Origin of the sequence: Methylobacterium terrae (assembly GCF_003173755.1) — a bacterium.
GTDB lineage: Bacteria > Pseudomonadota > Alphaproteobacteria > Rhizobiales > Beijerinckiaceae > Methylobacterium > Methylobacterium terrae.
Genome location: NZ_CP029553.1, coordinates 4,934,928 through 4,957,954, shown reverse-complemented (window position 1 = coordinate 4,957,954; position 23,027 = coordinate 4,934,928). Strand labels below are relative to the sequence as shown.

Annotated in this window: 20 protein-coding genes; 8 read left to right on the top strand and 12 right to left on the bottom strand. The window is 72.5% G+C overall.

Annotated features, from left to right (window positions below; translation table 11 throughout):
• Nucleotides 1–44: 44 nt before the first annotated feature.
• Nucleotides 45–629, top strand: coding sequence for a TetR/AcrR family transcriptional regulator (locus DK419_RS22935; protein ID WP_162561366.1), 585 nt, complete (start codon nucleotides 45–47; stop codon nucleotides 627–629).
• Here the strand turns inward: DK419_RS22935 and DK419_RS22930 are convergent.
• From DK419_RS22930 to DK419_RS22915, 4 genes are all read right to left on the bottom strand, one after another.
• A complete protein-coding gene (locus DK419_RS22930) occupies nucleotides 620–946 on the bottom strand; it encodes a DMT family transporter (RefSeq protein WP_109961137.1) in 327 nt (108 codons plus the stop codon). The two genes, DK419_RS22935 and DK419_RS22930, sit on opposite strands and share 10 nt — an antisense overlap.
• A complete protein-coding gene (locus tag DK419_RS22925; protein ID WP_245442648.1) occupies nucleotides 943–2,115 on the bottom strand; it encodes an SDR family oxidoreductase in 1,173 nt (390 codons plus the stop codon). The genes DK419_RS22930 and DK419_RS22925 overlap by 4 nt, the downstream gene beginning before the upstream one ends.
• Nucleotides 2,116–2,463: 348 nt before the next feature.
• Entirely contained in the window at nucleotides 2,464–3,819 is a 1,356-nt protein-coding gene (locus tag DK419_RS22920; protein WP_245442646.1) for an ATP-binding response regulator, read from the bottom strand.
• Nucleotides 3,820–3,857: 38 nt separating this feature from the next.
• Nucleotides 3,858–5,018 carry an FIST N-terminal domain-containing protein gene (locus DK419_RS22915; protein WP_109961135.1) on the bottom strand — a complete coding sequence of 387 codons (1,161 nt, stop codon included), beginning with the start codon at nucleotides 5,016–5,018 and terminating at the stop codon, nucleotides 3,858–3,860.
• A gap of 506 nt (nucleotides 5,019–5,524) precedes the next feature.
• Here DK419_RS22915 and DK419_RS22910 point away from each other — a divergent pair.
• The 6 genes from DK419_RS22910 (at nucleotide 5,525) to DK419_RS22885 (ending at nucleotide 14,152) form a co-directional block, all read left to right on the top strand.
• On the top strand, nucleotides 5,525–6,274 hold the full coding sequence (locus tag DK419_RS22910) for a response regulator (RefSeq protein ID WP_425352604.1): 750 nt from the start codon (nucleotides 5,525–5,527) through the stop codon (nucleotides 6,272–6,274).
• 113 nt (nucleotides 6,275–6,387) lie between these two features.
• Nucleotides 6,388–7,803, top strand: coding sequence for a sensor histidine kinase (locus DK419_RS22905; protein ID WP_109961133.1), 1,416 nt, complete (start codon nucleotides 6,388–6,390; stop codon nucleotides 7,801–7,803).
• Nucleotides 7,804–8,130: 327 nt separating this feature from the next.
• On the top strand, nucleotides 8,131–10,194 hold the full coding sequence (locus DK419_RS22900) for a carbon starvation CstA family protein (RefSeq protein ID WP_109961132.1): 2,064 nt from the start codon (nucleotides 8,131–8,133) through the stop codon (nucleotides 10,192–10,194).
• A 4-nt stretch (nucleotides 10,195–10,198) separates the two neighbouring features.
• Nucleotides 10,199–10,417: a YbdD/YjiX family protein gene (locus DK419_RS22895; RefSeq protein WP_109961131.1), complete on the top strand. Its 219-nt coding sequence runs from the start codon at nucleotides 10,199–10,201 to the stop codon at nucleotides 10,415–10,417.
• A 303-nt stretch (nucleotides 10,418–10,720) separates the two neighbouring features.
• On the top strand, nucleotides 10,721–11,686 hold the full coding sequence (locus DK419_RS22890) for a DMT family transporter (protein ID WP_208642381.1): 966 nt from the start codon (nucleotides 10,721–10,723) through the stop codon (nucleotides 11,684–11,686).
• Between the two features lie 150 nt (nucleotides 11,687–11,836).
• Nucleotides 11,837–14,152 (top strand): Tex family protein, encoded by a 2,316-nt coding sequence (locus DK419_RS22885; protein ID WP_109961129.1) that lies wholly within the window; start codon nucleotides 11,837–11,839, stop codon nucleotides 14,150–14,152.
• A 36-nt stretch (nucleotides 14,153–14,188) separates the two neighbouring features.
• Here DK419_RS22885 and DK419_RS22880 read toward each other — a convergent pair whose 3' ends face one another.
• The 5 genes from DK419_RS22880 to DK419_RS22860 form a co-directional block, all read right to left on the bottom strand.
• Nucleotides 14,189–14,914, bottom strand: a complete 726-nt coding sequence (locus DK419_RS22880; RefSeq protein WP_109961128.1) for an LCCL domain-containing protein — start codon at nucleotides 14,912–14,914, stop codon at nucleotides 14,189–14,191.
• A gap of 256 nt (nucleotides 14,915–15,170) precedes the next feature.
• Nucleotides 15,171–15,647 carry a hypothetical protein gene (locus tag DK419_RS22875; protein WP_109961127.1) on the bottom strand — a complete coding sequence of 159 codons (477 nt, stop codon included), beginning with the start codon at nucleotides 15,645–15,647 and terminating at the stop codon, nucleotides 15,171–15,173.
• Nucleotides 15,648–15,690: 43 nt separating this feature from the next.
• On the bottom strand, nucleotides 15,691–16,998 hold the full coding sequence (locus tag DK419_RS22870; protein WP_425352681.1) for a flavin monoamine oxidase family protein: 1,308 nt from the start codon (nucleotides 16,996–16,998) through the stop codon (nucleotides 15,691–15,693).
• Nucleotides 16,999–17,006: 8 nt separating this feature from the next.
• Nucleotides 17,007–17,561: a hypothetical protein gene (locus DK419_RS22865; RefSeq protein WP_245442644.1), complete on the bottom strand. Its 555-nt coding sequence runs from the start codon at nucleotides 17,559–17,561 to the stop codon at nucleotides 17,007–17,009.
• Between the two features lie 10 nt (nucleotides 17,562–17,571).
• On the bottom strand, nucleotides 17,572–19,380 hold the full coding sequence (locus DK419_RS22860) for a hypothetical protein (RefSeq protein WP_109961125.1): 1,809 nt from the start codon (nucleotides 19,378–19,380) through the stop codon (nucleotides 17,572–17,574).
• Between the two features lie 168 nt (nucleotides 19,381–19,548).
• Here DK419_RS22860 and DK419_RS22855 point away from each other — a divergent pair, with 168 nt between their 5' ends.
• Nucleotides 19,549–21,051, top strand: coding sequence for an NAD(P)/FAD-dependent oxidoreductase (locus tag DK419_RS22855; RefSeq protein ID WP_109961124.1), 1,503 nt, complete (start codon nucleotides 19,549–19,551; stop codon nucleotides 21,049–21,051).
• Between the two features lie 10 nt (nucleotides 21,052–21,061).
• Here DK419_RS22855 and DK419_RS29065 read toward each other — a convergent pair whose 3' ends face one another.
• The 3 genes from DK419_RS29065 to DK419_RS22845 are packed head-to-tail and all read right to left on the bottom strand — an operon-like array spanning nucleotide 21,062 to nucleotide 22,893.
• Complete coding sequence (locus DK419_RS29065; protein WP_167450843.1) at nucleotides 21,062–21,208, bottom strand: hypothetical protein; 147 nt, start codon at nucleotides 21,206–21,208, stop codon at nucleotides 21,062–21,064.
• The gene (locus tag DK419_RS22850) at nucleotides 21,208–21,678 is read right to left on the bottom strand and encodes a DUF2243 domain-containing protein (protein ID WP_109961123.1); all 471 of its coding nucleotides are present in this window, start codon (nucleotides 21,676–21,678) and stop codon (nucleotides 21,208–21,210) included. Before DK419_RS22850 ends, DK419_RS29065 begins: the two co-directional genes overlap by 1 nt.
• 39 nt (nucleotides 21,679–21,717) lie before the next feature.
• A complete protein-coding gene (locus DK419_RS22845) occupies nucleotides 21,718–22,893 on the bottom strand; it encodes a peptidoglycan-binding domain-containing protein (protein WP_162561364.1) in 1,176 nt (391 codons plus the stop codon).
• Between the last annotated feature and the right edge of the window lie 134 nt (nucleotides 22,894–23,027).

Sequence of the window (23,027 nt, the reverse complement as noted above, 5' to 3'; positions counted from 1 at the left end):
GGCCCGGACGCGGCATACCGCCTTCCGGCGACAGGAGGCGGAGCGTGGCGCGGCCAGGATCATCGAAGCGCGAGGCGATCGTCGCGGCGGCGAAGGCGCTGCTGTGGGAGCGCGGCTACGAGGCGACGAGCCCGCGGGACGTGCTGAGCTTGAGCGGGGCCGGCCAGGGCAGCCTCTACCACCACTTCCCCGGCAAGCGGGAGGTGGCGGCGGCGGCGCTCGCCGAGATGGCCGCGGAGGAGATCGCGGCGATCGACGCGCTGTTCGCCCCCGGCGCCCCTCCCCTCGACCGGGTGCGGGCCTACCTCACCCGCGAGCGGCAGGCCCTGCGCGGCTGCCGCCTCGCGCGCCTCGCCAACGAGGCGGCGATGGAGGAGCCGGTCCTGCGCGAGCCGGTCGCGGCCTATCTCGGGCATATCCAGGCCTCGCTGCGCACGAGCCTGGAGGAGGCGGAGGCCGCGGGCGGCCTGGCGCCCGGGGTCGCGCCCGCGGCGCTCGCGGCGGCGCTGATCGCGGTGGTCGAGGGCGGCTACGTGCTCGCCCGGGTGCATTGGGACGAGGCGGCGATGCGCGCGGCGATCGACGGCACCGTGCAGCTCCTCGCCGTCGCGGCCCGCCCTCAGGCGTGAGCCTGCGCCGCCGCCAGGATGCCGACGCCGACCGCGATCACCCCGATGCCGAGGATCATCAGCGGGGTGACCGGCTCGCCGAACAGGATCGCGCCGCCGAGCGCGGCGCCGACCATGCCGACACCCGCCCAGATCGCGTAGACGACCCCGATCGGCAGCATGTCCATGCTCGACGACATCAGCCACAGGGCCGTGCCGTAGCCCAGCGCCACGAGGAGCGTCGGGCCCGGGCGGGTGAGGCCGTCGGCCGCCTTGAGGGCGAGCGTCGCGGTGATCTCGGCGCCGATCGCCACCGCCAGGGTGAGGAACGGGTTCATGCGCTCGCCGTCAGCGGCAGGGCCGGGCCCGGCGCCGAACTCGGGGGAGGCGCCACGAACATCTCGAGGTCGTCGGCGAACTGCTCGGCGATGTCGGGGGCGTTGTCGAGGCAGACCTTGAGGTAGTCGGTGAAGGCCGGCGGCGGCGTCAGCCCCTCGGCCAGCAGCCGCGCGTTCGAGAAGGTCAGGTCGAGGGAGCAGAAGGCGTAGTACGCCCGCACCGCCCGCAGCATCGCCTGCTTCAGCGAGCCGTCGAGGCCGAAGGTCTCGGAAAAGCGCCGGCGCAGGAGCGCCCGGTCGGCGGCGAGGTCGAAGCGGGCGAAGTCGTCGCGCGGGCCGCCCGCCGGGTCGGCCTCGGCGAAGGCCCGCATCAGGTCGGCCCAGCGGGCACGCGCGCCCTCGCCGGCCGAGACGTGGTAGAGGGCGTGGGCGAGCCGCGGCTTGCGCAGCAGGCCGAGCAGGCTGTCGGCGACCCAGTCGACCGGCACGATGTCGACGGCGCTGTCGGGCGCGCACGGCACCAGGCGCAGGCGGTCGGCGGCGCGGATCACCCACAGGATGCTGGAGCTCGGCGACGCACCGAGCGTCGAGTGCCCGACCACGATCGAGGGACGGGCAACCACGATCGGCAAATCCGAAAAGCTGCCGGCGAGCGAGGTCTCGGCCGCGGCCTTCGAGACCGTGTAGGCGACGAGGTGGCGGGCCTCGGGTGCCGGATAGGCCGCCTCCTCGACGAGGGCGGGCGCCTCGGCGCCGCAGATCATCGCGGTGCTGACGTGCAGGAACCGCACGAGGTCCGGCATCCCCCGGGCGCGGCGGGCGAGCGCCAGCGTGCCGTCGTGGTTGGTGCGGCTGACCCGCTCCTCGCCCCACCAGGAGGTGTCGGCGGCCAGATGCAGCACGTGGGTGACCGAATCGAGCCGCGGGTCGGCGTCGAGGTCGGCGCGGGTGAAGTCGCCCGGCACCACCTCGACCGCGCGGGCGAGGCGCTGGGCGGTGAAGGGATCGGTGAAGCGCGACAGGCGCGCGGCGATCCGCTGCCGGCCCTGCTCGGCGCTGGCGCAGCGCACGAGGCAGACCCACTCGGTGCCGTCGCGCCGGCTCAGGGCCTGGTGCAGGACGGCGCCGCCGAGAAAGCCGGTCGCGCCGGTCAGGAGTACTCGTGCCACTCGGACCTCCCCCAGGCGCGGAGGGATGCCGTGACAATGAGGCATGTGTTCCGCGCAAGTCGCCAGATTTGTTGGGCATGAGCATTATGTTGCTCGTAGGCGACCGTCTATTTCCAAGAACGGTTAGGCCATTCTCACGCGGTTACAATCAGCAACATTGTATATGCCGAGCGGTATAGTCCGGGGGGGATAAGACCTCGCGGTACACGGGCGAGAGATGCCCGGCCGGGGATGGGTGCCGCTCCCTCGCGCGGGCTCGTCCCGCAGGAGCCGCGGACCGCCTCTCCCCGGGGAGACACGACCCTGCATCGTCCGTGCTCCGAGAAGTCCCCGCGGCGGGCGCGGGCGTCAGCCCCGGCTCAGCAGGTGCGCGAGCAGCGCCCGCAGCTGCGCGGGCTTGAGCGGCTTGTGGACGAGTTCGCAGCGCGCCGCCCGCACCTGCGCCTCGACCTCGGAGGAATGGTCGGCGGTGGTGATCACCGCCGGGATGTCGTGCCCGTGGACGGAGCGCAGCCATTCGACGGTGTCGAGGCCGCAGGCGCCGCCGTCGAGGTGGTAGTCGGCGACGACGACGTCCGGGCTCCAGGTCGTGCCGAGGAGCCGCACCAGGCTGAGGTGGTCGCGGGCCGCGAAGGCGTTGGCGTCCCAGCCGTGGAACAGCCGCGCCAGGGCCTCGAGCGCCGCCTTGTCGTTCTCGATGAGCGCGATGCGGGCGCCGGTGAGGCTCGTCGGCGGCACCAGGGAGGGCGTGGGCCGCGGCAGCTCGGCGGCGCACGGGGGAAGGTGGAGGCTGAAGCGCGAGCCGTGGCCGACCCGGGATTCGAGGCTGAGCGCGTGACCGAGCGCCTGGGCCGAGCGGCGCACGATCGACAGGCCGAGGCCGAGCGCGATCTCGCCGTCGACGCTCTCGCGCCCGCCGCGGTGGAACTCCTCGAAGATCAGGTCCTGCTCGTCCTCCGGGATCCCGGCGCCGGAATCGACCACGTCGATGCGGATCTCGGGCCCGCGCCGGCGCGCCGCCACCAGCACGCCGCCGGCGGCGGTGTAGCGGATCGCGTTCGAGACCAGGTTCTGCAGGATGCGCTGGAGCAGCACGAGGTCGCTCGCCACCCAGTACCGGCCGCCCCGCACCGACAGGCGCAGGCCCTTGCGGGCGGCGAGCGGCCCGAAGCTCGCCTCGACGCTCTCCAGCACGTCGGCGACGCGCACCGGCCGCACCACGGGCTGGATCAGCCCGGCATCGAGCTTCGAGATGTCGAGGAGGGTCTTGATTAGGTCCTCGATGGTCTGCAGGCCCCGCTCGACCTGGCCGACGACGACGCGGGGCTCCGGCCCCATCCGCATCTCGGCGAGCGCCGAGATCGACAGCCGGGCGGCGTTGAGGGGCTGGAGCAGGTCGTGGCTCGCCGCGGCGAGGAAGCGGGTCTTCGAGCGGTTGGCCCGCTCGGCCTCCTCCTTGGCGGCGGTGAGGTCCTGGTTCGTGCGCTCGAGGCTGCGCATCAGCGCCGTCAGCTCCTCGGTGCGGGAGCGGACCTGGCCCTCGAGGGTGATGGCGGTCTGGAACAAAGAGTAGGCGCTGCCGCGCTGGTCCATCGTGCGCTCGACCTGGGACATCAGGGCGGCGTTGATGCGCTCCAGCTTGGCGATGCGGCGGTGCAGGGCCGCGACCTCCCCGGCCGCCGGATCCATGGCCGCCGAATCCATGGCCGCGGCCTCCTGGCCGACCCCGCGCCCCTCGCCGCTCACGGGGCCGCGGGCCGGCCGATGGCGATGCCCGTGAAGGTCTGGTTCAGGTGCATCGAGCGGTACTGCTCGCCGTAGGTCTCGAAGCCGACGACGTTGTAGTGGCGGTAGAGCTCGGCGATGCTGTGGCGGGCCTGGTGGATCTCGGCGTCGAGGCGGCGCAGCACGCATTCGAAGCCGATCACCAGGTCGACGCCGCCGAGCCGCGCGTCGAGCCGGGCGAGCTCCTCGCGGGTCGCCTCGACGAGGTCCTTCTGGCGCGCGAGCGTCAGCACGACGCCGCTCTCGATGGCGCAGTGGAAGCTCAGGGACTGGTCCGGGTTGAGGTGGCGGATCGAGCGGCAGAAATAGTCGCCGCCGACCCGCACCACGAGCGGGTGCGCGGCGAAGCTCGTCGGGGTGAGCGCGTCGGGGTCGATGCCGAGCGCGTTGGCGTACTCGACCGCCGCCGGCTCGGCGTTCAGCTCGCGCACCGTGCGCTGCTCGTGGTCGGTCTCGGTGACGACGAACTTGACGCCGGTCGGCTCGAAATTGTCGTTCTTGAAGATCTCGACGGGGAAGTCGGATTCGATCAGCAGCAGGATCGCGGCCCGGCGGTGCACCTGCCCGTCATGGATCAGGGCGGTCTCGGAGAAGGTCAGCTCGTCGCCGGCCGAGCCGCCGACGAGCGGCACCCCGTCGAGCCCGTAGCCGATCGCGGCGATCACCGTCTCCTCGGCGTTGGCGAGCCCGTCGATGAGCGAGATCGCGAAGCGCTGCCCGCCGCGGGAGATCTTCTCCAGGGCGCAGCGCAGGGAGCGGATCGAACCGGAGGCCCGCTCGGCGTCGAGGTGGTCGACCGATTCCAGCACCGTCGAGGCGATGCGGAACCCCTCGTGCGGGAAGGCGATGGCGACGAGGCCGCGATCGAGCCCCGCCATCGGGCTGATCTCGCCGGACGAGGTGCAGCCGGCCACCCGCACGCCCGGGAAGGCGCGGCCGAGCGCGGCGTTCAGCGCCTCGACCCCGTAGACCGGCGAGAAGAAGATGACGAGATGGGCGATGCGGGGGACGTCGAGGGAGGCGGCGAGCGCCGCCACGGCGGCCTCCGCCCCGGTCGCCTCGGTCCAGGCCGTCTGAATCCCGCAGCGATGCGAGCGCGTGCGCGTGCCCTGCGCCACCGTTTGCCTCCCCCTTCGTCGCCGGCACGTTCACGGCCGGCCCGCCTCTGGCGTCGGCCGCATTATGCGACCGAGGGGAACGACTGGCAACGCGGCAATCGAATCGCGGCCGGGCCAGTGGGCCGCGCAGGCGCGGCCGGTGCGGCGGCCGCGCCTGCGCTTCGAGGAACGGAGGGGCGATCGCCCCCGCGATCGGCCGCCGGCAGCGCCCCACGCGCCGCCCGCCGCCAGATGCCACGCTCCGTTCCCGCCCGCTCCGCGGTGAGGAGGTCTCTCGCGCCGCCGAGGTCAGACGACGATAGGACCGAGCCCCGTCCACCGGCCATTGGACCAAGGTGCAGAGCGCCGGGTCGTCGTCCGGGCTCCATACCAAAGCACGGTGGCTGCTGGTGCGGGTGCGTGGTAACTCTTCCCTCGACTTTACCGGCGCGGCGGCGTTGCTGTGCCCGACGCTGCGACTGCGCGCGCCTCCCGAGGGCGCGCCGGCGAAAGGATGATCCGCTGCGATGGTGGGATTGACCAGCCCGGCCCCTGGAGTGTCTCTTCCGCGGCCGGACGGGGCACCGACGCCCGTCGCGGAGGGGTCGGACATGCACCTGATCATCGTGGACGATCACCCGCTGTTCCGCGATGCCTTGAGCAGCGCGGTCCGCCTCGCCTTCCCGGCCGCCGAGGTCGAGGAGGCGGACGGCATCGAGAGCGCCTGCGCGGCGCTCGCCCGCGGCCGCTCGATCGACCTGACGCTCCTCGACCTCACCATGCAGGGCGTGAACGGCTTCGACGGGCTGATCGCCATCCGCACCCGCTTCCCGCGCATCCCGGTGCTGGTGGTGTCGGGCCTCGACGACCCCCGCATCATGCGCGAGGCGCTCGCCCACGGCGCCGCCGGCTTCGTGCCCAAGGCCGCCGGCAAGCCGGTGCTGATCCGCGCCATCACGGACGTGCTCAACGGCGCGGTGTTCGTGCCCGAGGGCGTCGCCGGCCCGGCGGAAGGCCCGGGCCGCAAGGCCGGCAAGGCGCCGATCGCCGAGCGCATCGCCGAGCTGACCCCGCAGCAGGTGCGGGTGCTGCTGATGATCCGCCAGGGCAAGCTCAACAAGCAGATCGCCCACGAGCTCGGCGTCGGCGACTCGACCGTCAAGGCCCACGTCTCGGAGATCCTGCGCAAGCTCGGGGTCATCAGCCGGACCCAGATCGTCATCGAGACGGCGAACCTCGACTACGACCACATCCTGTCGAGCCTGCCGTCGAGCTGAGCGGGTCTCGCCCTGCCGATGGTCGCCGCCGGCGAGACGGACGGCGTCGCTGACAACGATGGCCGGCGTCACGGCATGGGCGCGGAACGCGTGAGCGTGTATGAAGCGTGGGCATGCGCACGCTCATGCTCAAGCTCGGCCTTCGCTTCGACGACCCGCACGACGAGAAGCGGTTCGTCCGGCAATTCACGCTCGACGACCTGAGCCGAACCCAGGCCGCGATGGTGCTCGGCGCCGTCGTCTACTGCTCCTTCTCGGCCATGGACTGGATCCTCAGCCCGGAGGCGTGGGGCCCGGCCACCGCGATCCGGCTCGCCGTCGCCGTCCTGGTCCTGCTGCCGGCGACCGGGCTGCTCGCATGGCCGCCCGCCCGGCCCTTCGCGGAGCGGATCTACCTCGTCTACTGCGTCGTCCCGGGCTGCATGCTCAGCGTGATCTACGTCTTCCTGCGCCCGAGCTTCGATCACGGCGCCGCGGGCATGATCGTGGTGATCCTGTTCGTGTCGACGCTGCTGCCGCTGAGGGTGCCCTCGTTCGCCGTCTTCGCCGTCCTGACCTGGACGTGCTTCGCCCTGTTCGAGACGATGGCCAGTCACGACAATCCCGGCCTGACCCTGGTGAACAACGCCGAGATCGGCGCGGCCTACGCGCTCTCGCTCTACGGGGTCGGCGCGCGGGAGTTCCGCGCGCGGCGCCAGTTCCGCACGACGGAAGAGCTCCAGGTCGAGAAGGACCGCTCGGAAGCCGCGCTCGCCGAGCTGCGCGCGACGCAGGCCCACCTGATCCAGGCCGAGAAGCTCGCGGCGCTCGGCCAGCTCGTGGCGGGCGTCGCGCACGAGATCAACACGCCGATCGGCCTCGCGCTCACGACCTCGACGGCGTTCGACCACCATGTCGGGCAGCTCCGCCGCAGCATCGCCTCGGGCCAGGTCAGCCGCTCGCAGCTGACGCAGTGCGTCGAGCAGCTGAGCGAGGGTACGCGGCTGATCTTCTCCAACCTCACCCGCGCCGCCGACCTGGTGCAGAACTTCAAGCAGGTCGCGGTCGATCAGGCGATGGAGGATCGGCGCAGCTTCGACGTCCGCGACTGGCTCGTCGAGCTGATGAGCACGCTGGGTCCGCTCCTGCGGCGCAAGGGCCACGAGGTCCGGCTCGCCTGCGCCGAGGGGATCGTCGTCGATTCCTATCCGGGCGCGCTGGCGCAGGTCGTCAGCAACCTCGCGCTCAACGCCGTCATCCACGCCTTCCCGGACGGCCGCGCGGGCACGCTCGCGATCGACGTGAGCCTGGTCGACGACGCGCGGATCAGGATCGTGTTTCGCGACGACGGCCAGGGCATTCCGAAGGAGAACCTGCCGCGGATCTTCGATCCGTTCTTCACGACCCGGCGCGACAGGGGCAGCACCGGTCTCGGCCTGCACATCGTCTACAACCTCGTCACCTCGACCCTGCAGGGGCGGATCGACCTCGAGAGCGGCGAGGCGACCGGAACGCGGATCACGATCGATCTCCCGGCGACGCTGGCCTAAGCGACGCTGTCCTGAGCGACGCTGGCCCGGGCATGGCCCGAGGACGTCGGGCCCGGTTCGCGGGAAAGACGCCGCCAGGATTCCCGGCCGCCGCGACAATGCCGGCCGGCGCCCGCCGCACGGGCCGGACGGTCGAGCCGGCTGTCAGTTCCTGGCCGCCCGAACCCGAATCGTTCCTGATCCGTCCCTACGACGAAAGTCTCATTCGGGCACGGCAGCCTCGACCCGCCGCCGCATTGGCAGGCCCCGGCATTTCCATTACCCGAAAGTCGAAGGAAGCCGCCGAAGCATGCTCCCGCCGGCGGCGAAGCCGGGAGGAAACGCCTCATGACTGCCGTGCGGAAACACGGGCCCTGGGCCCTCGTGGGCGCGCTCGGGGCCGCCGCCCTCGCCGTGGTGGCGACGCAGCGCGGCGAGACCGTCAACGCGCTCTGGATCGTCGTCGCGGCGGTGTCGGTCTACCTGATCGCCTACCGCTACTACTCGCTGTTCATCGCCGACCGCATCATGCGGCTCGACCCGACCCGCGAGACCCCGGCGCTCCGCCACAACGACGGGCTCGATTACGTCCCGACCGACAAGTACGTCCTGTTCGGCCACCACTTCGCGGCGATCGCGGGCGCCGGCCCGCTGGTCGGCCCGGTGCTGGCAGCCCAGATGGGCTACCTGCCGGGCCTGCTCTGGATCCTCGCCGGCGTGGTGCTGGCCGGCGCCGTGCAGGACTTCATGGTGCTGTTCGTCTCGATGCGCCGCGACGGCCGCTCGCTCGGCGAGCTGATCCGCTCCGAGCTCGGCACGATTCCCGGCATCGTCGCGCTGTTCGGCGCCTTCCTGATCATGGTCATCATCCTGGCGGTGCTGGCGCTCATCGTCGTCAAGGCGCTGGCCGAGAGCCCCTGGGGCACCTTCACGGTGATGGCGACGATCCCGATCGCGCTGCTGATGGGCGTCTACTCGCGCTGGATCCGGCCCGGTCGCATCGGCGAGGTCTCGATCCTCGGATTCGTGCTCCTGATGGCCGCGATCGTCTTCGGCCAGAACGTCGCCGACGACCCGACGCTCGCCGCGATGTTCACCTTCACCGGCACGCAGCTGTGCTGGATGCTGATCGGCTACGGCTTCGTCGCCTCGATCCTGCCGGTCTGGCTGCTGCTCGCCCCGCGCGACTACCTCTCGACCTTCCTCAAGATCGGCACCATCGTGGGCCTCGCGCTCGGCATCCTGGTGCTGGCACCCCACCTCCAGATGCCCGCGGTGACGAAGTTCGTCGACGGCACCGGGCCGGTGTGGTCGGGCTCGCTGTTCCCGTTCCTGTTCATCACCATCGCGTGCGGCGCGGTGTCGGGCTTCCACAGCCTGATCTCGTCGGGCACGACCCCGAAGCTGATCGACAACGAGGTCAACGCCCGCTTCATCGGCTACGGCGGCATGCTGATGGAGTCGTTCGTCGCCGTGATGGCGCTCGTCGCCGCCAGCGTCATCGATCCGGGCGTGTACTTCACCATGAACTCGCCGGCGGCGGTCGTCGGCACGACGCCGGAGAGCGCGTCCGCTTCGGTCACCGCCATGGGCTTCCCGATCTCGGCCGAGACCATCAGGCAGACCGCGGCGGATGTCGGCGAGCACACCGTGATCTCGCGGGCCGGCGGCGCGCCGACGCTCGCGGTCGGCATGGCCCACATCATCTCGAACGTCATCGGCGGCAAGGCGATGATGGCGTTCTGGTACCACTTCGCCATCCTGTTCGAGGCGCTGTTCATCCTCACCGCCGTCGATGCCGGCACCCGGGCCGGGCGCTTCATGCTCCAGGACCTGATCGGCGTCGCGGTGCCGGCCTTCAAGGACACCTCGTCCTGGGGCCCGAGCATCGTGGCGACCGCGCTCTGCGTCGCGTTCTGGGGCTTCTTCCTCTACCAGGGCGTCACCGATCCGTTAGGGGGCGTGAACACACTGTGGCCGCTCTTCGGCATCTCGAACCAGATGCTGGCGGCGATCGCGCTGACGCTCTGCACCGTCGTCATCTTCAAGATGAAGCGGGAGCGCTACGCCCTCGTCACCATCGTGCCGACGCTGTGGCTCGTCGCCTGCACCCTCACCGCCGGTCTGCAGAAGGTCTTCTCCGCCGATCCGCGGGTCGGCTTCCTGGCGCATGCCGAGCGCTACGCGGCCGCGCTCGCCGAGGGCAAGGTGCTGGCGCCGGCCAAGACCGCCGACCAGATGCGCCAGATCGTCTTCAACGACCGCATCGACGCGGTGCTGGCGCTGCTCTTCGTCGGCGTCGTGGTGGCGATCATCGCCTTCGGGGTGAAGGCCTGCCTCAAGGCCTACCGCGCCGACCGCTGGACCGCCCTCGAGGCGGATCCGCGGGCGGTGCCGGCGGCGGCGGAGTGAGCCGATGGGCGCCGAGAACCTCCGGGAGCGCTGGGCGACCCTGACGCGCTGCGTCTGCGACGGGGCGCGCCTGATGGTCGGCCAGGGCAACTACGACACCTACGTCGCCCATATCCGCAAGACCCACCCCGACCAGCAGCCGATGACCGCGACGGAGTTCTTCCGCGAGCGCCAGAACGCCCGGTTCGGCGTCGGCGGCCGCGGCGGCTTCCGCTGCTGCTGACCCGGTCCTCGCCCGCGCGGGCGCGATCCTGCGCGGGCGAGACAACACGCAATCGCAAATCCGGTTCCGGTGAAGACGAAATCTCTTCACGAGTCCTTCAGGACACAGGTTTAAGGCTTGCGGCGGGATGATGGCGGCGATCTCGCAAGTCGCCGCCGCCCCGACACGATCGGGTAAAGCGTGCCTTAACTAGGGCTGATCCCGCAGCATGGCCGTATCGCGCAATCGGCACGGCTTGGGTGGCCGGGGCGGTGGTAGGAAAGAGGCCCCTCCTCCGCACCCGCCGTGACACCCGTGGCCTCCCTGACGCTTCCCCTCGCCGCCGCCCCCTCCGCCCGCCCGGCCCTGCCGGCCGTGCTCGGCGACCAGCCCCTGCGCGGCATCGTGCTGGTGGTGGTCTCCACCGTCTTCCTGTCGAGCTCCGACGCGACGGCGAAGTACCTCACCGGGCAGCTCGCCGGCATCGAGGTGGCGTGGCTGCGCTACGTCGGGTTCCTCGCCGTGATGCTGGCGGCGGCCGGGGTCCGGGCGCATCTCAAGCGCGGCGCCTCGCCGTTCCGCAGCGCCCGGCCGGGCCTCCAGGTGGTGCGCGGCGTCGCCCTCGTCGGCTCCTCGCTGCTGTTCCTCGCGGGCCTGCGCACCCTGCCGGTGGCCGAGATCACCGCCATCGCCTTCGTCTCGCCGATCTTCGTCACCGCCCTGTCGATCCCGGTGCTCGGCGAGAAGGTCGGGGCCCGGCGCTGGGCCGCCGCCCTCGTCGGCCTGCTGGGCGTGCTGATCATCGTGCGTCCGGGCACCAGCGCCTTCCAGGCCGCCGCGATCCTGCCGATCGTCTCGGCCCTGTTCTGGGCCGCCGCCCTGGTCGTGACCCGCAAGATCAACGGCTACGACGCGCCGCAGACCACCATGACCTGGTCGGCGATCGTCGGCTTCGTGATCCTGTCGGCGCTTGTGCCCTTCGTCTGGGAGACCCCGAACCTGACGCAGGTCGCGATCGGCGCGGCGATCGGCTTCATCTCGACCGCCGGGCACTGGATCGTCACCATCGCCTATCGCCACGCCCCGGCCTCGACCCTGGTGCCGTTCTCCTACAGCCAGATCATCTGGGCCGGCCTCCTCGGCTTCCTGTTCTTCGGCACGGTGCCGGACGCCTATATGGGCCTCGGCGTGCTGGTGATCTGCGGCAGCGGCCTCTACACCGCCCACCGCGAGCGGATGCGCCGCGTCCCCGCCCCGACCGGGGTGCTGCCGGCGGGCGGGGTGCGCTGACCGCCATCGGCGTCCAGGGCGGCCGCGCGCGCGACCGCCCGTTCCCGGCAGGTCTTTCCTTTCACAGGCCTTCCCTTTCCCAGGTCGTCTCCTCTTCCCCGAATCGTCGCCCGCCTCTAAACACGCGCCTCCCCCTACCGGAGAGGCCCCATGCCGACGATCGAGCAGCGCATCGCCACCGAGCTCGGCGCGCAGGACTGGCAGGTCAAGGCGGCGGTGGACCTGCTCGACGGCGGGTCGACGGTGCCGTTCATCGCCCGCTACCGCAAGGAAGCGACCGGTACCCTGGACGACGCGCAGCTGCGCACCCTGGAGGAGCGCCTGCGCTACCTGCGCGAGCTGGAGGCGAGGCGCGCCGCGATCCTCGAGAGCGTGGGGGGCCAAGGCAAGCTCGACGACGCCTTGAGGGGCCAGATCCTCGCCGCCGACACCAAGGCGCGGCTCGAGGACCTCTACCTGCCGTTCAAGCCCAAGCGCCGCACCAAGGCGCAGATCGCCCGCGAGGCGGGCTTAGGCCCGCTGGCCGAGGCGCTGCTCACCCGCCCCGACCAGGTGCCGCTGACGGCCGCCGCGCCCTTCGTCGACGAGGGCAAGGGCGTCGTCACCCCGGAAGCGGCGCTCGAGGGCGCCCGCTCCATCCTGGTCGAGCGCTTTGCCGAGAATGCCGAGCTGGTCGGGCAGTTGCGCGAGGCGTTCTGGACCCGCGGCCGTCTCGTCTCGCGGGTGCGCGAGGGCAAGCAGCAGGCCGGCGCCAAGTTCTCCGATTACTTCGACTTCTCCGAGCCCCTGACCCGCCTCCCCTCCCACCGGGTCCTCGCGCTGTTCCGGGCCGAGAAGGAGGAGGTGCTCGACCTGCGCCTCGACGAGGCGCCCGAGGGCGTCGACGCGCAGAGCCTCTATGACGGCCGCATCGCGCTGTCGGCCGGCATCCAGGATCGCGGCCGGCCCGGCGACCGCTGGCTGATGGAGGCGGTGCGCTGGGCCTGGCGCACCAAGCTGCGGCTCTCGATCGAGCTCGACCTGCGCGCCCGCCTCTGGGAGGCGGCGGAAGTCGAGGCGGTGCGGGTCTTCGCCGGCAACCTGCGCGACCTCCTGCTCGCCGCACCCGCCGGCGCGCGGCCGACGCTCGGCCTTGATCCGGGCTACCGCACCGGCGTCAAGGTCGCGGTGGTCGACGCCACCGGCAAGGTGGTGGCGACCGACACGATCTACCCGCACGAGCCGCGGCGCGACTGGACCGGCGCGCTGATGACGCTGGCGAAGCTCTGCCGGGCGCACGGGGTCGAGCTCGTGGCGATCGGCAACGGCACCGCCTCGCGGGAGACCGACCGGCTGGCCACGGAGCTGATCGCCAAGCAGCCGGAACTGAAACTGACCAAGGTGATGGTGTCGGAGGCCGGCGCCTCGGTCTACTCGGCCTCGGCCTATGCGAGCCAGGAACTGCCGGGCCTCGACGTGTCGTTGCGCGGCGCGGTCTCGATCGCCCGGCGGCTGCAGGATCCGCTCGCCGAACTCGTGAAGATCGAACCGAAGGCGATCGGCGTCGGCCAGTACCAGCACGACCTCGCCGAGGGGAAGCTGTCGCGCTCCCTCGACGCGGTGGTGGAGGATTGCGTGAACGGCGTCGGGGTCGACGTCAACACGGCGTCGGGCCCGCTGCTTGCCCGGGTCTCGGGCTTGAGCGAGCGGGTGGCGCAGAACATCGTCAGCCATCGCGACACCAACGGGCCGTTCCGCAGCCGATCGTCCCTGAAGAAGGTCGCCGGGCTCGGGCCGAAGGCGTTCGAACTGTCGGCGGGCTTCCTGCGGATCCAGGACGGCGACGATCCGCTCGATGCGTCCGGCGTGCATCCGGAGGCCTACCCGGTGGTGCGCCGCATCCTCCAGGCGACGAAGAGCGACATCAAGGCGGTGATCGGCAACGGCACGGTGCTGAAGGGCCTGAACCCGAAGACCTTCACCGACGAGAGCTTCGGCCTGCCAACCGTCACCGACATCATCGCCGAATTGGAGAAGCCCGGCCGCGACCCGCGCCCGAGCTTCAAGACCGCGACCTTCCAGGAGGGCGTCGAGAGCATCGGCGACCTGCGACCCGGCATGGTGCTGGAGGGCGTGGTGACCAACGTCGCCGCCTTCGGCGCCTTCGTCGATATCGGCGTGCACCAGGACGGGCTCGTCCACATCTCGGCCCTGTCGAAGACCTTCGTGAAGGACCCGCGGGCGGTGGTGAAGCCCGGCGACGTGGTGCGGGCGAAGGTGCTCGAGGTCGACGTACCCCGCAAGCGCATCTCGCTCACCCTGCGCCTCGACGACGAGATCGGCGCCCGGCCGCCCCGGGAACAGGCAGGCCAGCAACCCCGCCGCGACGCCCCGCGCCCGCAGGCCCGCCGCGAGGAGCCCGCGGGCGGCGGCGCGCTGGCGGATGCCCTGCGCAAGGCGGGACTGGACCGTGGCCCGCGGCGCTGACGAGCGCGCATCGCACCGAACGGCCCGTCGTCGGTCTCACGGCGGGCATTGTCCCTTGCCCGTTTTCGGGAAGTGGAAGCTGCGCGCGGTCCGCCCGGTCGCTGCCGAGAGGGCGCCGTTCGCCTCGATGCCCTCGTAGGAAGAGCAGCCGGGCTCGAAGAACGCCATGACGACGCCGCCGGTCAGGTAGTCGACCGCGCCCGCGTGTCGGGCTGCCAAGCAGATCGACGACGTGTCGGCATAGGTCTTGTTGCCGTACGTGATGCCGCCGGTCATCGGCGCACAGTAGCAACTGACCGCGCTCTCGGTGACCTTGTCCATGAAGACCGGGCAGGCATCGACGTTGTCCGGCTTGGGCGCGGCCGTGGCCAGGATCGAGCCGCGCGTCTCCCCGAACGTACCCCTGCCGACGCCGTCGATGCAGATCACGAGAGGCTGCGTCGTTGCCGGAGCGAGGGCGGCGAGCGCATCCACGAGCGCGCTCAGGCGATCGGACGCGCGATAGATGGGGCGTCGATCGATGTCGATCACCGTGCTCTTGAAGCCGTCCGGGAAGCTCGTGGTCGCGGCGACGGCGCATCGCGTCGCGGCGGCGATCGTCTGTCGCGGCGCGGCCTGATGGAGCAGCGCGAGCGTCCTGAAGAGCGCACGTTCATAAGCGGCATCTCTCGCGACCTGTTCGAGCGACGACTGCGCGACGGCCGGCCGGAGCGGCAGGGCCGCCACGAGGGCGAGTGACAGGACGGTGGCGCGGAGTCTCATCGGGCATCCCTGATCTGGGGGATCTGATGAATGCACGACCGTCTCAAGTCATCAAGGGCAACCACGACAATCTCGCCCGGCCCGAGGGGCTGGATGATTTTTGCCGGCACTGGAGTTTGAGAGGAGCCCGGAAGGTTGGGTCGGACCCTGTGCACGACGGCACCACGGAAGGGGGACGGATCTCGCGCCGATGAAGCATGATCGTCACCGGTCGTTCGTCGAGACCGGGACGGCCATCGGCGCGAGCGCGGCGCCCCTACTTCCCCGGCGCCGCGTCGCTCGCCGTGACGAACGTCCCCTCGAAGCGACCGCGCTGGGTGTCGGCCGCGCAGGCGACGGTGGAGCGGCCGGGGCTGGAGGCCGGGAAACGGCAGGAGCCGACGGTCATCAGGGTGTCGCGGGTGATGCCGCCGTCCTGGCCCTTCACGCTGAGGATCACGGCGCTCACCGGCTGGAGCGCGTCGACGCCGACCTCCTCCTGCCGGTCCTGCGGCATGCCGGTGCCGCTGAAGCTGACCGTGGTGCCGTCGCTCGACGTGAAGTCGAACGAGGTGCGCCGGCCCTGGACCGTGTTGACGAGACCGTCGCCGCAGGTCGGGCTGACGTCCTTGCCGGCGACGACGAGCTTCTCGCAGGCGCCCTTGAGCACGTTGCGGGTGAGCGGCTGGGCGTGGGACTCGACCGTGCAGGAGAGGCCGAGGAGCAGGAGGAGGGTCAGGACGCGCGTGAGCATGGCGGGAATGTAGGGAGCGGTCGCCGCAATCCCAACGTGGATTTTAGTGGAGCGCGGCGGCGATGGCGTCGGCCGCCCGCTCGCCCTCCGCGAAGGCGCCGCCCGCGGTGCCCCATTGCTCCCGCGACAGGGCCTCGCCGGCAAACCAGATCCGCTCGCCCACCCCCTCCTTGAGAAGGTCGCGGGCTCCCGCGTGGCCCGGCGGCACCACGGCCCACGAGCCGCGCGACCAGGGGTCGTGGCGCCACTCGGTCACCGCCGGCACGGCGAGGTCGCGAAGCGCGCCGCGGCCGACCTGCTCGGCCAGGGTCTCGCGCACCAGGCGGCGCGCCCCGTCGGCCCCGGCGCGCGCCGCGTCGAGGCGGGCGGCCAAGGGCACGTCGAGCTCGAAATAGTGGAACGGCGTGCCGTCGACCCGCGTCAGCAGGCCCGGCGGCTGGAGCCGGCCGCCGATCAGGCTCGCCAGCCGGTCGCGGCCGCGGAACGGGGAGGACGGCCAGTGCAGGACCACGTGCTCGTAGATCCCGGTCCGGAACCCGTCGATCGCCGCACGCACCGGGTCCGGCAGGAAGGGGGCGAAGCGCAGGCCGGGAGCCGGCTCCTGCATCACCATCATCGGGGCGGTGACGAGGGCGGCGCGGGCGTGAAGCGTCCCGCGGCTCCCGAGATCGAGCCGCACCCCCTGCCCGGCCCAGTCGAGGGTGCTCACCGGCGCGCCCAAAGCCACCGGCAGGCCAGCGGCGAGGCGGGCGAGATAGGCGCCGTAGCCGCCGGCGATGAAGAAGTTGTCGCCGTACTCCATGCTCGGGAAGTCGTGCAGGCTGACCTCGGTGAGCGGGCGGCCGGAGACGAGGCCGTGGACGAGGGCGACGCGCCGGCCCCAGGGCCCGAGGCCCGGCGGCAGGGCGGCGGCGGCGGGCCGGTCCTCGCCGTGGAGGCGCGCGCCGTCGGTCATCGCCCGGTCGGCGACGGCCCAGGCGCGGCCGAAGGCGGCCTCCTCCGCCGGCCTCCCTGGACGGCGCCCGATCCAGAGGTGGCTTTCCTGCGCCGCCCGGCGCAGGGGCTCGCCGCGTTCGAAGCCGAGGGCCACCAGGGGGTTGATCGGTCCGGCATGGAGCCAGTGGGCGCCGAGATCGACCGGATGGCCGCGCAAGGACGTGGTGACGGTGCGCCCGCCGAGCCGGGGGCGGGCCTCCAGCACCGCCACCGACAGGCCGCGGGCGATGAGCCGGCGCGCCGCGCCGATCCCGGCGGCGCCGGCGCCGATCACCGCGACGTCCGGGTCGGAGGGCAGGGCCGCGAGGGGCGGGAGGCTCGTCGGGGACAGGTGCTCGTGGGCGGCGCGCGGCATCCGGTTCATCACCCCTGCTTCGATTCGGCTCCGACCGCCGCCGCGATGGCGTCGAGCCAGCGTGCGAGCCGGGCGCGGCTCGTCGCCGGGACGGGACAGCCGGCCTGGCTGCGGATGTAGAGCGCGAGGCTGGATCGGCCCTCCCCGCGGCCGACGATCTCGACCGTCACGGTGTCGGGGCAGCGCAGCACGCGCGTGCGGGCAACGTAGCGGTCCTGCTCGCCCCAGGCATCGGTGAAGACGAGCGCCGTGCGCGGCTGGCGCTCCGCCACCGCCCGGACGATCTCGCGCAGGCGCGCCCCGGCGACCGCGAAGTCGGGCGGCACCGCGTCGGCCTGCGCCCGGGGGCAGACGTCGGGCGCGCAGGCCAGCGCGTCGGAGCGAGAGGGCGCGCGGCGCAGGGCCGCGAAATCCACCGGGCCGAGATCCGGCGGGCCGAACAGGGCGATCCACACCTCCTCGATGCCGCCGGGCTCCTCGCCGCGGGCGACCGCCAGGGCGCCCGCGGCGAGGCCCGCGAGGACGAGGGCGAGGAGGACGAGAGCGGCGAGCCGGCCGATCACCGAGGTTCCTTCACGGCGCCGGCCGGACGCGCCAGACCCGCAAGGGGGTGTCCTGGACCGGGACCGGCTCCAGCCCGGGCGGGGTGATCTCGCCGCGCCCGAGGCGGTCCGCGACGGTCGAGGTCGCGCCCGGCTCCGCCGGGGGGGCGCAGGCCACGATGTAGTCCGCCCCCGCCCGCCGCGCCACCGCCGCCGTGTCCTGCGGGTCGCGGAACGCCTCGATCGAGGCGCCGAGCCCTGGCAGCGCCCGGTGGTAGGGCGCCGCCACGACGGAATGGTGGCTGTGCAGGAGGAGGTTCGGCCCGAGGTCGATCTCGGCGAGGATCAGCCCCGGCGGCAGGGCGTCGAGGGCGGCGATCGAGCGGCGGGCGCCGCAGCCCTGCCAGGCGGCGTGATCGGCCGCGTAGGCCCGCTGCGTGCCGGCCACGGCCTGCGGCACGGACGCCAGGAGGAACCAGACCTTGCCGCACAGGGCGAGGCTCAGGGCCAGGGCGGCGAGGCGCCGGCGCGCGGTCGCCTCGGGCGCGCGCAGCAGCGCCACCGCCCGGTCGAGGACGGGCCCCGCCACCAGGGGCACGAAGGCGCCGGCGACGTAGAGGCCGCGGAACTGGAGCGCGCCGAGCGCCGCGCCGAGCCAGAGCGCGCCGGCGACGGCCGCCATCAGGCGCCGCCGCGCAGGCTCGCGCCCGCGCCACGCCCACAGGCTCGCCGCGACGGCACCGATCAGCACCGGCAGGTGCCCGGCGAGGACCGCGTCGGGGGCCGTCCGGACCAGCTCCCAGACCGGGCGCATCTCGCGCACCTTCCCGAGCCATTCCTGGCGCACGAGGTCGGGCATGCCGGTGAACGGACCGGCGGCGCAGGCTGGGAACAGGACGAGGACGCCCCCGACCGCGCCGGCGCCGCAGGCCGCCAGGAGGGCGAGGCGCGCCGCCCGCCCGCCCGGGACGAGGGCCGCGCCCGCGGCGGTGAGGCCCGCGGCGGCGGAGAGCCACAGCCAGGGCGGCGAAAGGGCGTCGCAGGCGGTCGCGCTCCAGAGCGCCGGGGCGGTCTGGCCGAGGTACAGGGCCGGGGCGACGAGCCCGAGGGCGAGGCCGAAGCCGAGGAACGGCGCCAGGGCCGCGCGCCCGTCGCGCAGCCACTGCCCGGCGAGGACGAGGCCGGCGGCGGCGATGAAGGGCAGCGCCTCGAGCCCGACCGCCAGCGAGAGGGCGGCGAGCGCCCCGGCGCAGGCGCCGTCCCGCGCGGTCGGGGCCGGCCGGGCGAGGCCGAGGGCGAGCCCGAGGATCGCGCAGATCTGGACGTTGTGGTGGTCGATCCGCCCGGGCGCGAACAGGCCGGTGACGAACACCGCCTGGGCGGCGGCGAACAGCGCGAAGGCGCCCGCACGCCAGCCGAAGGCGCGCCGCACCCCGCGGTAGAGGAGCGCGGCGTAGAGGCAGAGGAGCAGGAGCGGCCACGCGGCGGCGGCGATGCCCTCGGCCAGGGCGGGCCCGGCGAGGGGCCGCGCCAGGAGGACGAGGCCGGCGATCGGTGCATCGACGAGGCGCGACCAGTGCATCGGCGGCGCCCCCGCGTGGCGGTGCTGGGCGAGGTCGAACCAGGGCTGGCCGGCGATGAGGTCGCGCACCTGCACGAGACGCATCGCATCGTCGGTGTCGGGCAGGCGCAGGCTCTGCACCACCGCCCGGAGGTCGGGCCAGGACAGTACGCCCGCGACGCCCGCGAGGACGATGAGCCAGACGATCGCCGGCCGCTCGAACGGCGACCGGTCCGCCGCCTGTCCGGACCGGGCCTGGGAAAGCGGGGCGGCGAGCATGGCGGGATCCTGCGGGCCTTGAAGCATCCGGGCCGCCCGAATCGCATGCCCGCTCTTACCCCCCGGTTAGCGGCGGCGGTTGAGCGGTTCTTTACCATCCGGGCGGTAAAGCTCGGGGAGAAACCCCTTTTCGCGTCGCGGCCGAGCCGCCCCGGAGTTGCCCGAGCCATGAGCCTTCACACCGAGACGCTGGTGATCGGCGCGGGACCGGCGGGCCTGACCACCGGCTACATGCTGGCCAAGGCCGGCCGCGACGTCGTGGTGCTGGAGCGCGACCCAACCCAGGTCGGCGGCATCAGCCGCACCGTCGCGTACAAGGGCTTCCTGTTCGACATCGGCGGCCACCGCTTCTTCTCGAAGGCGAAGGAGGTGGTCGATCTCTGGAACGAGATCCTGCCCGACGACTTCATCGAGCGGCCGCGCCTGTCGCGGATCTACTACAAGGGCAAGACCTACGCCTATCCGCTCAAGGCCTTCGAGGCCCTGCGCAACCTCGGCATCCTGGAGAGCACGGCCTGCGTCGCCTCCTACCTCTGGGCCCGCGCCCGGCCGACGCCTGAGCCGAAGAGCTTCCACGAGTGGGTCCGCAACCAGTTCGGCGAGCGGCTGTTCTCGATCTTCTTCAAGACCTACACCGAGAAGGTGTGGGGGATGTCCTGCGACGACATCTCGGCCGACTGGGCGGCGCAGCGCATCAAGGGGCTCGATCTCGGCGCCGCGATCCGCGACGGGCTCAAGCGCTCGCTCGGGCTGCACCGGCCGGCGGCCGCGGACGGCGCGGTCATCAAGACCCTAATCGAGTCGTTCCGCTATCCCCGCCGCGGTCCCGGCATGATGTGGGACGCCGCCGCGAGCGCGATCCGGCGGAACGGCGGCCAGGTCGTGCTCGACCGGCGGGTCGATGCCCTGTCGTACGATGCCGGCACGAAGCTGTGGACGGTGAGCGCGCGGCGCCAGGACGGGAGCCGGGAGACCTACACCGCCCGCAACGTCGTCTCCTCGGCGCCGATCCGCGAGCTCGTCGGGGCGATCCGGCCGGCCCCCTTGAGCACCTTCCAGGCCCGCTCGCTGCGCTACCGCGACTTCGTCACCGTGGCGCTGATCGCGCGCGCCAAGGACAGCTTCCCGGACAACTGGATCTACGTCCACGACCCGGCGGTGAAGGTCGGGCGGGTGCAGAATTTCCGCTCGTGGTCGCCCGAGATGGTGCCCGACGAATCCTATGCCTGCCTCGGCCTCGAGTATTTCTGCTTCGAGGGGGACGGCCTGTGGAACGCGCCGGATTCCGAGCTGATCGCGCTCGCCCGCCGCGAGATCGGGCTGATCGGCCTCGTCGATCCGGCGAGCGTCGTCGATGCCTGCGTGGTGCGCCAGCCCAAGGCCTATCCGGTCTACGACGACGCCTACCGCTCCCACGTGGCGACGATCCGCCGGGACCTGGAGGGGAGCTACCCGACCCTCCACCTCGTCGGCCGCAACGGGATGCACAAGTACAACAACCAGGACCACGCGATGATGACCGCGATGCTGACCGCGCAAAACATCATGCTCGGCGAGCGCCGCTTCGACGTCTGGAACGTCAACGAGGACGCGGAATACGCCGAGGCCGGCCTGTCGGGCGCGCGGGAGGCCCTGGGCAGCGAGCGGATGGTGCCGCGCAAGGTGGCGTAGCCAGAGACCGTCACGACGCTGGCCGGTCCGGCCCGCAGCGCAGGCTCAGGAGCTCGTCCAGCGTCGGGTCGAAACCGCCGACGAGCCGGCCCCAGGCCGGCGCCGTCGCGGCGCCGAGCGCGAGGGTCAGGAGGATCCACGGCAGGGCGGCCCGCATCAGCGCCGCCCCCGCACCAGGAGGCCGCCGGCCAGCGCCATGGCGGCGCCCCAGGCGAGGAAGCCCGCATCCCACCACGGCCAGGCGGCCCGGGGTACCGTCTCGTTGACGTGGTGCACGCCCAGCACCTGGTGGTCGATCGTGCCCTCGACCAGGTTGAACGCCGCCCAGCCGAGCAGCACCGCGCCGGCGAGCGCCCGGCCGTCGTGGGGACCGCCCCGGCGCCAGAGCCCGAACACGCCGAGCACGACGAGGACGTAGGTGGCGCTGTGGAAGTAGCCGTCCCAGCGGGTGTTGAGCTCCAAGGCTTCGAGCGAGGTGATCGGGTACCAGCCGCTCAGCATGTGGTGCCATTGCAGCAGCTGGTGCAGCACGATCCCGTCGAAGAAGCCGCCGAGGCCGAGGCCGATGAGCAGTCCGGGGAGCAGGCCGGGCCGCGGGCCGTGGCGGGGTCGGGTGAGCGCCGTCATGGGGTGCGAACGGCACGCCGCTTCATCCGTTCCGGGCGCTCACGGCGCCGCCACCGGCGGCTGGACCGGGGCGAGCGCGAGCAGCCGCGCGATCTGCCCCGGGGAGAGCCGACCGGTGGCCGCGGCGCCGAGCCCGCGCTGGTACGTCGCGACCGCCGCCCGGGTCTCCTCGCCGGGCCGGCCGTCGACCTTGCCGGGGTAGTGCCCGGTTCGCGCCAGCGCCCGCTGGATCGCCCGCCACTGCTCCGGCTGCAACGCGGCCTCCGGGCCGCGCGACGACGTCTCGAGATCGTCGATCGTCCGGGCGATCCGGCCGATCGCCTCGCGGTTGGTCCGCGCGGTGCGGCCGAATTCGGCGAGACGGTCGGCGATGCGCCGGATCCCCGCCTCGCCCTCCGCCCGGGCCGCCTCCATCCTGCCGGCCTGCTCGGCGATCTCGGCCCGCAGGACGGTCAGGGCGGACCGGGCCGCCTCGACGTCCGTCCGGGCGGCGGCCAGCACCTCGCGCTGCTCCGCGACCTGCGCCCGCAGGGCCGCCATCTCCCGGCCCACCGCGGCGATGCCCGCCCGAGCCTCGTCCGCGCCGGCATCGGCGGCGGCCTTCGCCACCTCGGTCGCCCGCCGGGTCTCGTGATCCGTTTCCGCCGCGAGGCGCAGGCGCGCCACGGAGGCGCCGACGAGGTCGAGTTCGTCCCGGCGCTGGACGAGGGCGCGGTCGAGCGCCTCCATCTCGGCGGTGAGCCGGCGCGACTGCGCCGCGAGATCGCGCCGTTGCCCCGCCCCCTCCCCGAGGCCGGCGAGCCGGACGGCCTCGGGATCGACGATCCGGGAATCTTGGATCCGGGAGTCCTGGATCCGGGAGTCCTGGATCCGGGCGTCCTGCCCGTCGATCCCGATCCCGGCATCCCGCAAGCCGCGGCCGGCCCGCGCGAGCAGCGCTTCGACGGAGACCGCCGCATCGTCGCGGGTCAGGAACAGCGCCGCCCCGGCGAGCAGGGCGAGGGCCGCGCCGGCCGCCGCGGCGCCGGAAGCCAGGCGGAGGGCGCAGACGCCCTCCTCCCCGACACCGCCCTCACCGGAGTATGCGGAATACGTAGCCCTGGCCGAATTCGTCGGCTCGATCGACAGGATACCGCCATCGCCGCGGTGACGATCGGAGATGAACGAACGTTTTCTGATCCATCCGCGCCCGATACAGGACCTGAGCGTGAGCAAAATCAGGCCAAAACCGGTTGCGACGACCACCGCTTGCGCGCTTGAAACCATCACCTTTCCACCATCCGGCGCGATATGCGATCATTATCCTATGTGACGCTGGGTTATTTTCAAGAAACCGCTCGTTGTACCTT

Excerpts from the sequence above, each read along its gene's own strand:
- DK419_RS22930 (WP_109961137.1), bottom strand. The coding sequence starts at position 946 with ATGAACCCGTTCCTCACCCTGGCGGTGGCGATCGGCGCCGAGATCACC.
- DK419_RS22920 (WP_245442646.1), bottom strand. The coding sequence starts at position 3,819 with ATGGATTCGGCGGCCATGGATCCGGCGGCCGGGGAGGTCGCGGCCCTG.
- DK419_RS22910 (WP_425352604.1), top strand. The coding sequence starts at position 5,525 with ATGGTGGGATTGACCAGCCCGGCCCCTGGAGTGTCTCTTCCGCGGCCG.
- DK419_RS22905 (WP_109961133.1), top strand. The coding sequence starts at position 6,388 with ATGCGCACGCTCATGCTCAAGCTCGGCCTTCGCTTCGACGACCCGCAC.
- DK419_RS22900 (WP_109961132.1), top strand. The coding sequence starts at position 8,131 with ATGACTGCCGTGCGGAAACACGGGCCCTGGGCCCTCGTGGGCGCGCTC.
- DK419_RS22895 (WP_109961131.1), top strand. The coding sequence starts at position 10,199 with ATGGGCGCCGAGAACCTCCGGGAGCGCTGGGCGACCCTGACGCGCTGC.
- DK419_RS22885 (WP_109961129.1), top strand. The coding sequence starts at position 11,837 with ATGCCGACGATCGAGCAGCGCATCGCCACCGAGCTCGGCGCGCAGGAC.
- DK419_RS22880 (WP_109961128.1), bottom strand. The coding sequence starts at position 14,914 with ATGAGACTCCGCGCCACCGTCCTGTCACTCGCCCTCGTGGCGGCCCTG.
- DK419_RS22875 (WP_109961127.1), bottom strand. The coding sequence starts at position 15,647 with ATGCTCACGCGCGTCCTGACCCTCCTCCTGCTCCTCGGCCTCTCCTGC.
- DK419_RS22870 (WP_425352681.1), bottom strand. The coding sequence starts at position 16,998 with ATGCCGCGCGCCGCCCACGAGCACCTGTCCCCGACGAGCCTCCCGCCC.
- DK419_RS22860 (WP_109961125.1), bottom strand. The coding sequence starts at position 19,380 with ATGCTCGCCGCCCCGCTTTCCCAGGCCCGGTCCGGACAGGCGGCGGAC.
- DK419_RS22855 (WP_109961124.1), top strand. The coding sequence starts at position 19,549 with ATGAGCCTTCACACCGAGACGCTGGTGATCGGCGCGGGACCGGCGGGC.
- DK419_RS29065 (WP_167450843.1), bottom strand. The coding sequence starts at position 21,208 with ATGCGGGCCGCCCTGCCGTGGATCCTCCTGACCCTCGCGCTCGGCGCC.
- DK419_RS22850 (WP_109961123.1), bottom strand. The coding sequence starts at position 21,678 with ATGACGGCGCTCACCCGACCCCGCCACGGCCCGCGGCCCGGCCTGCTC.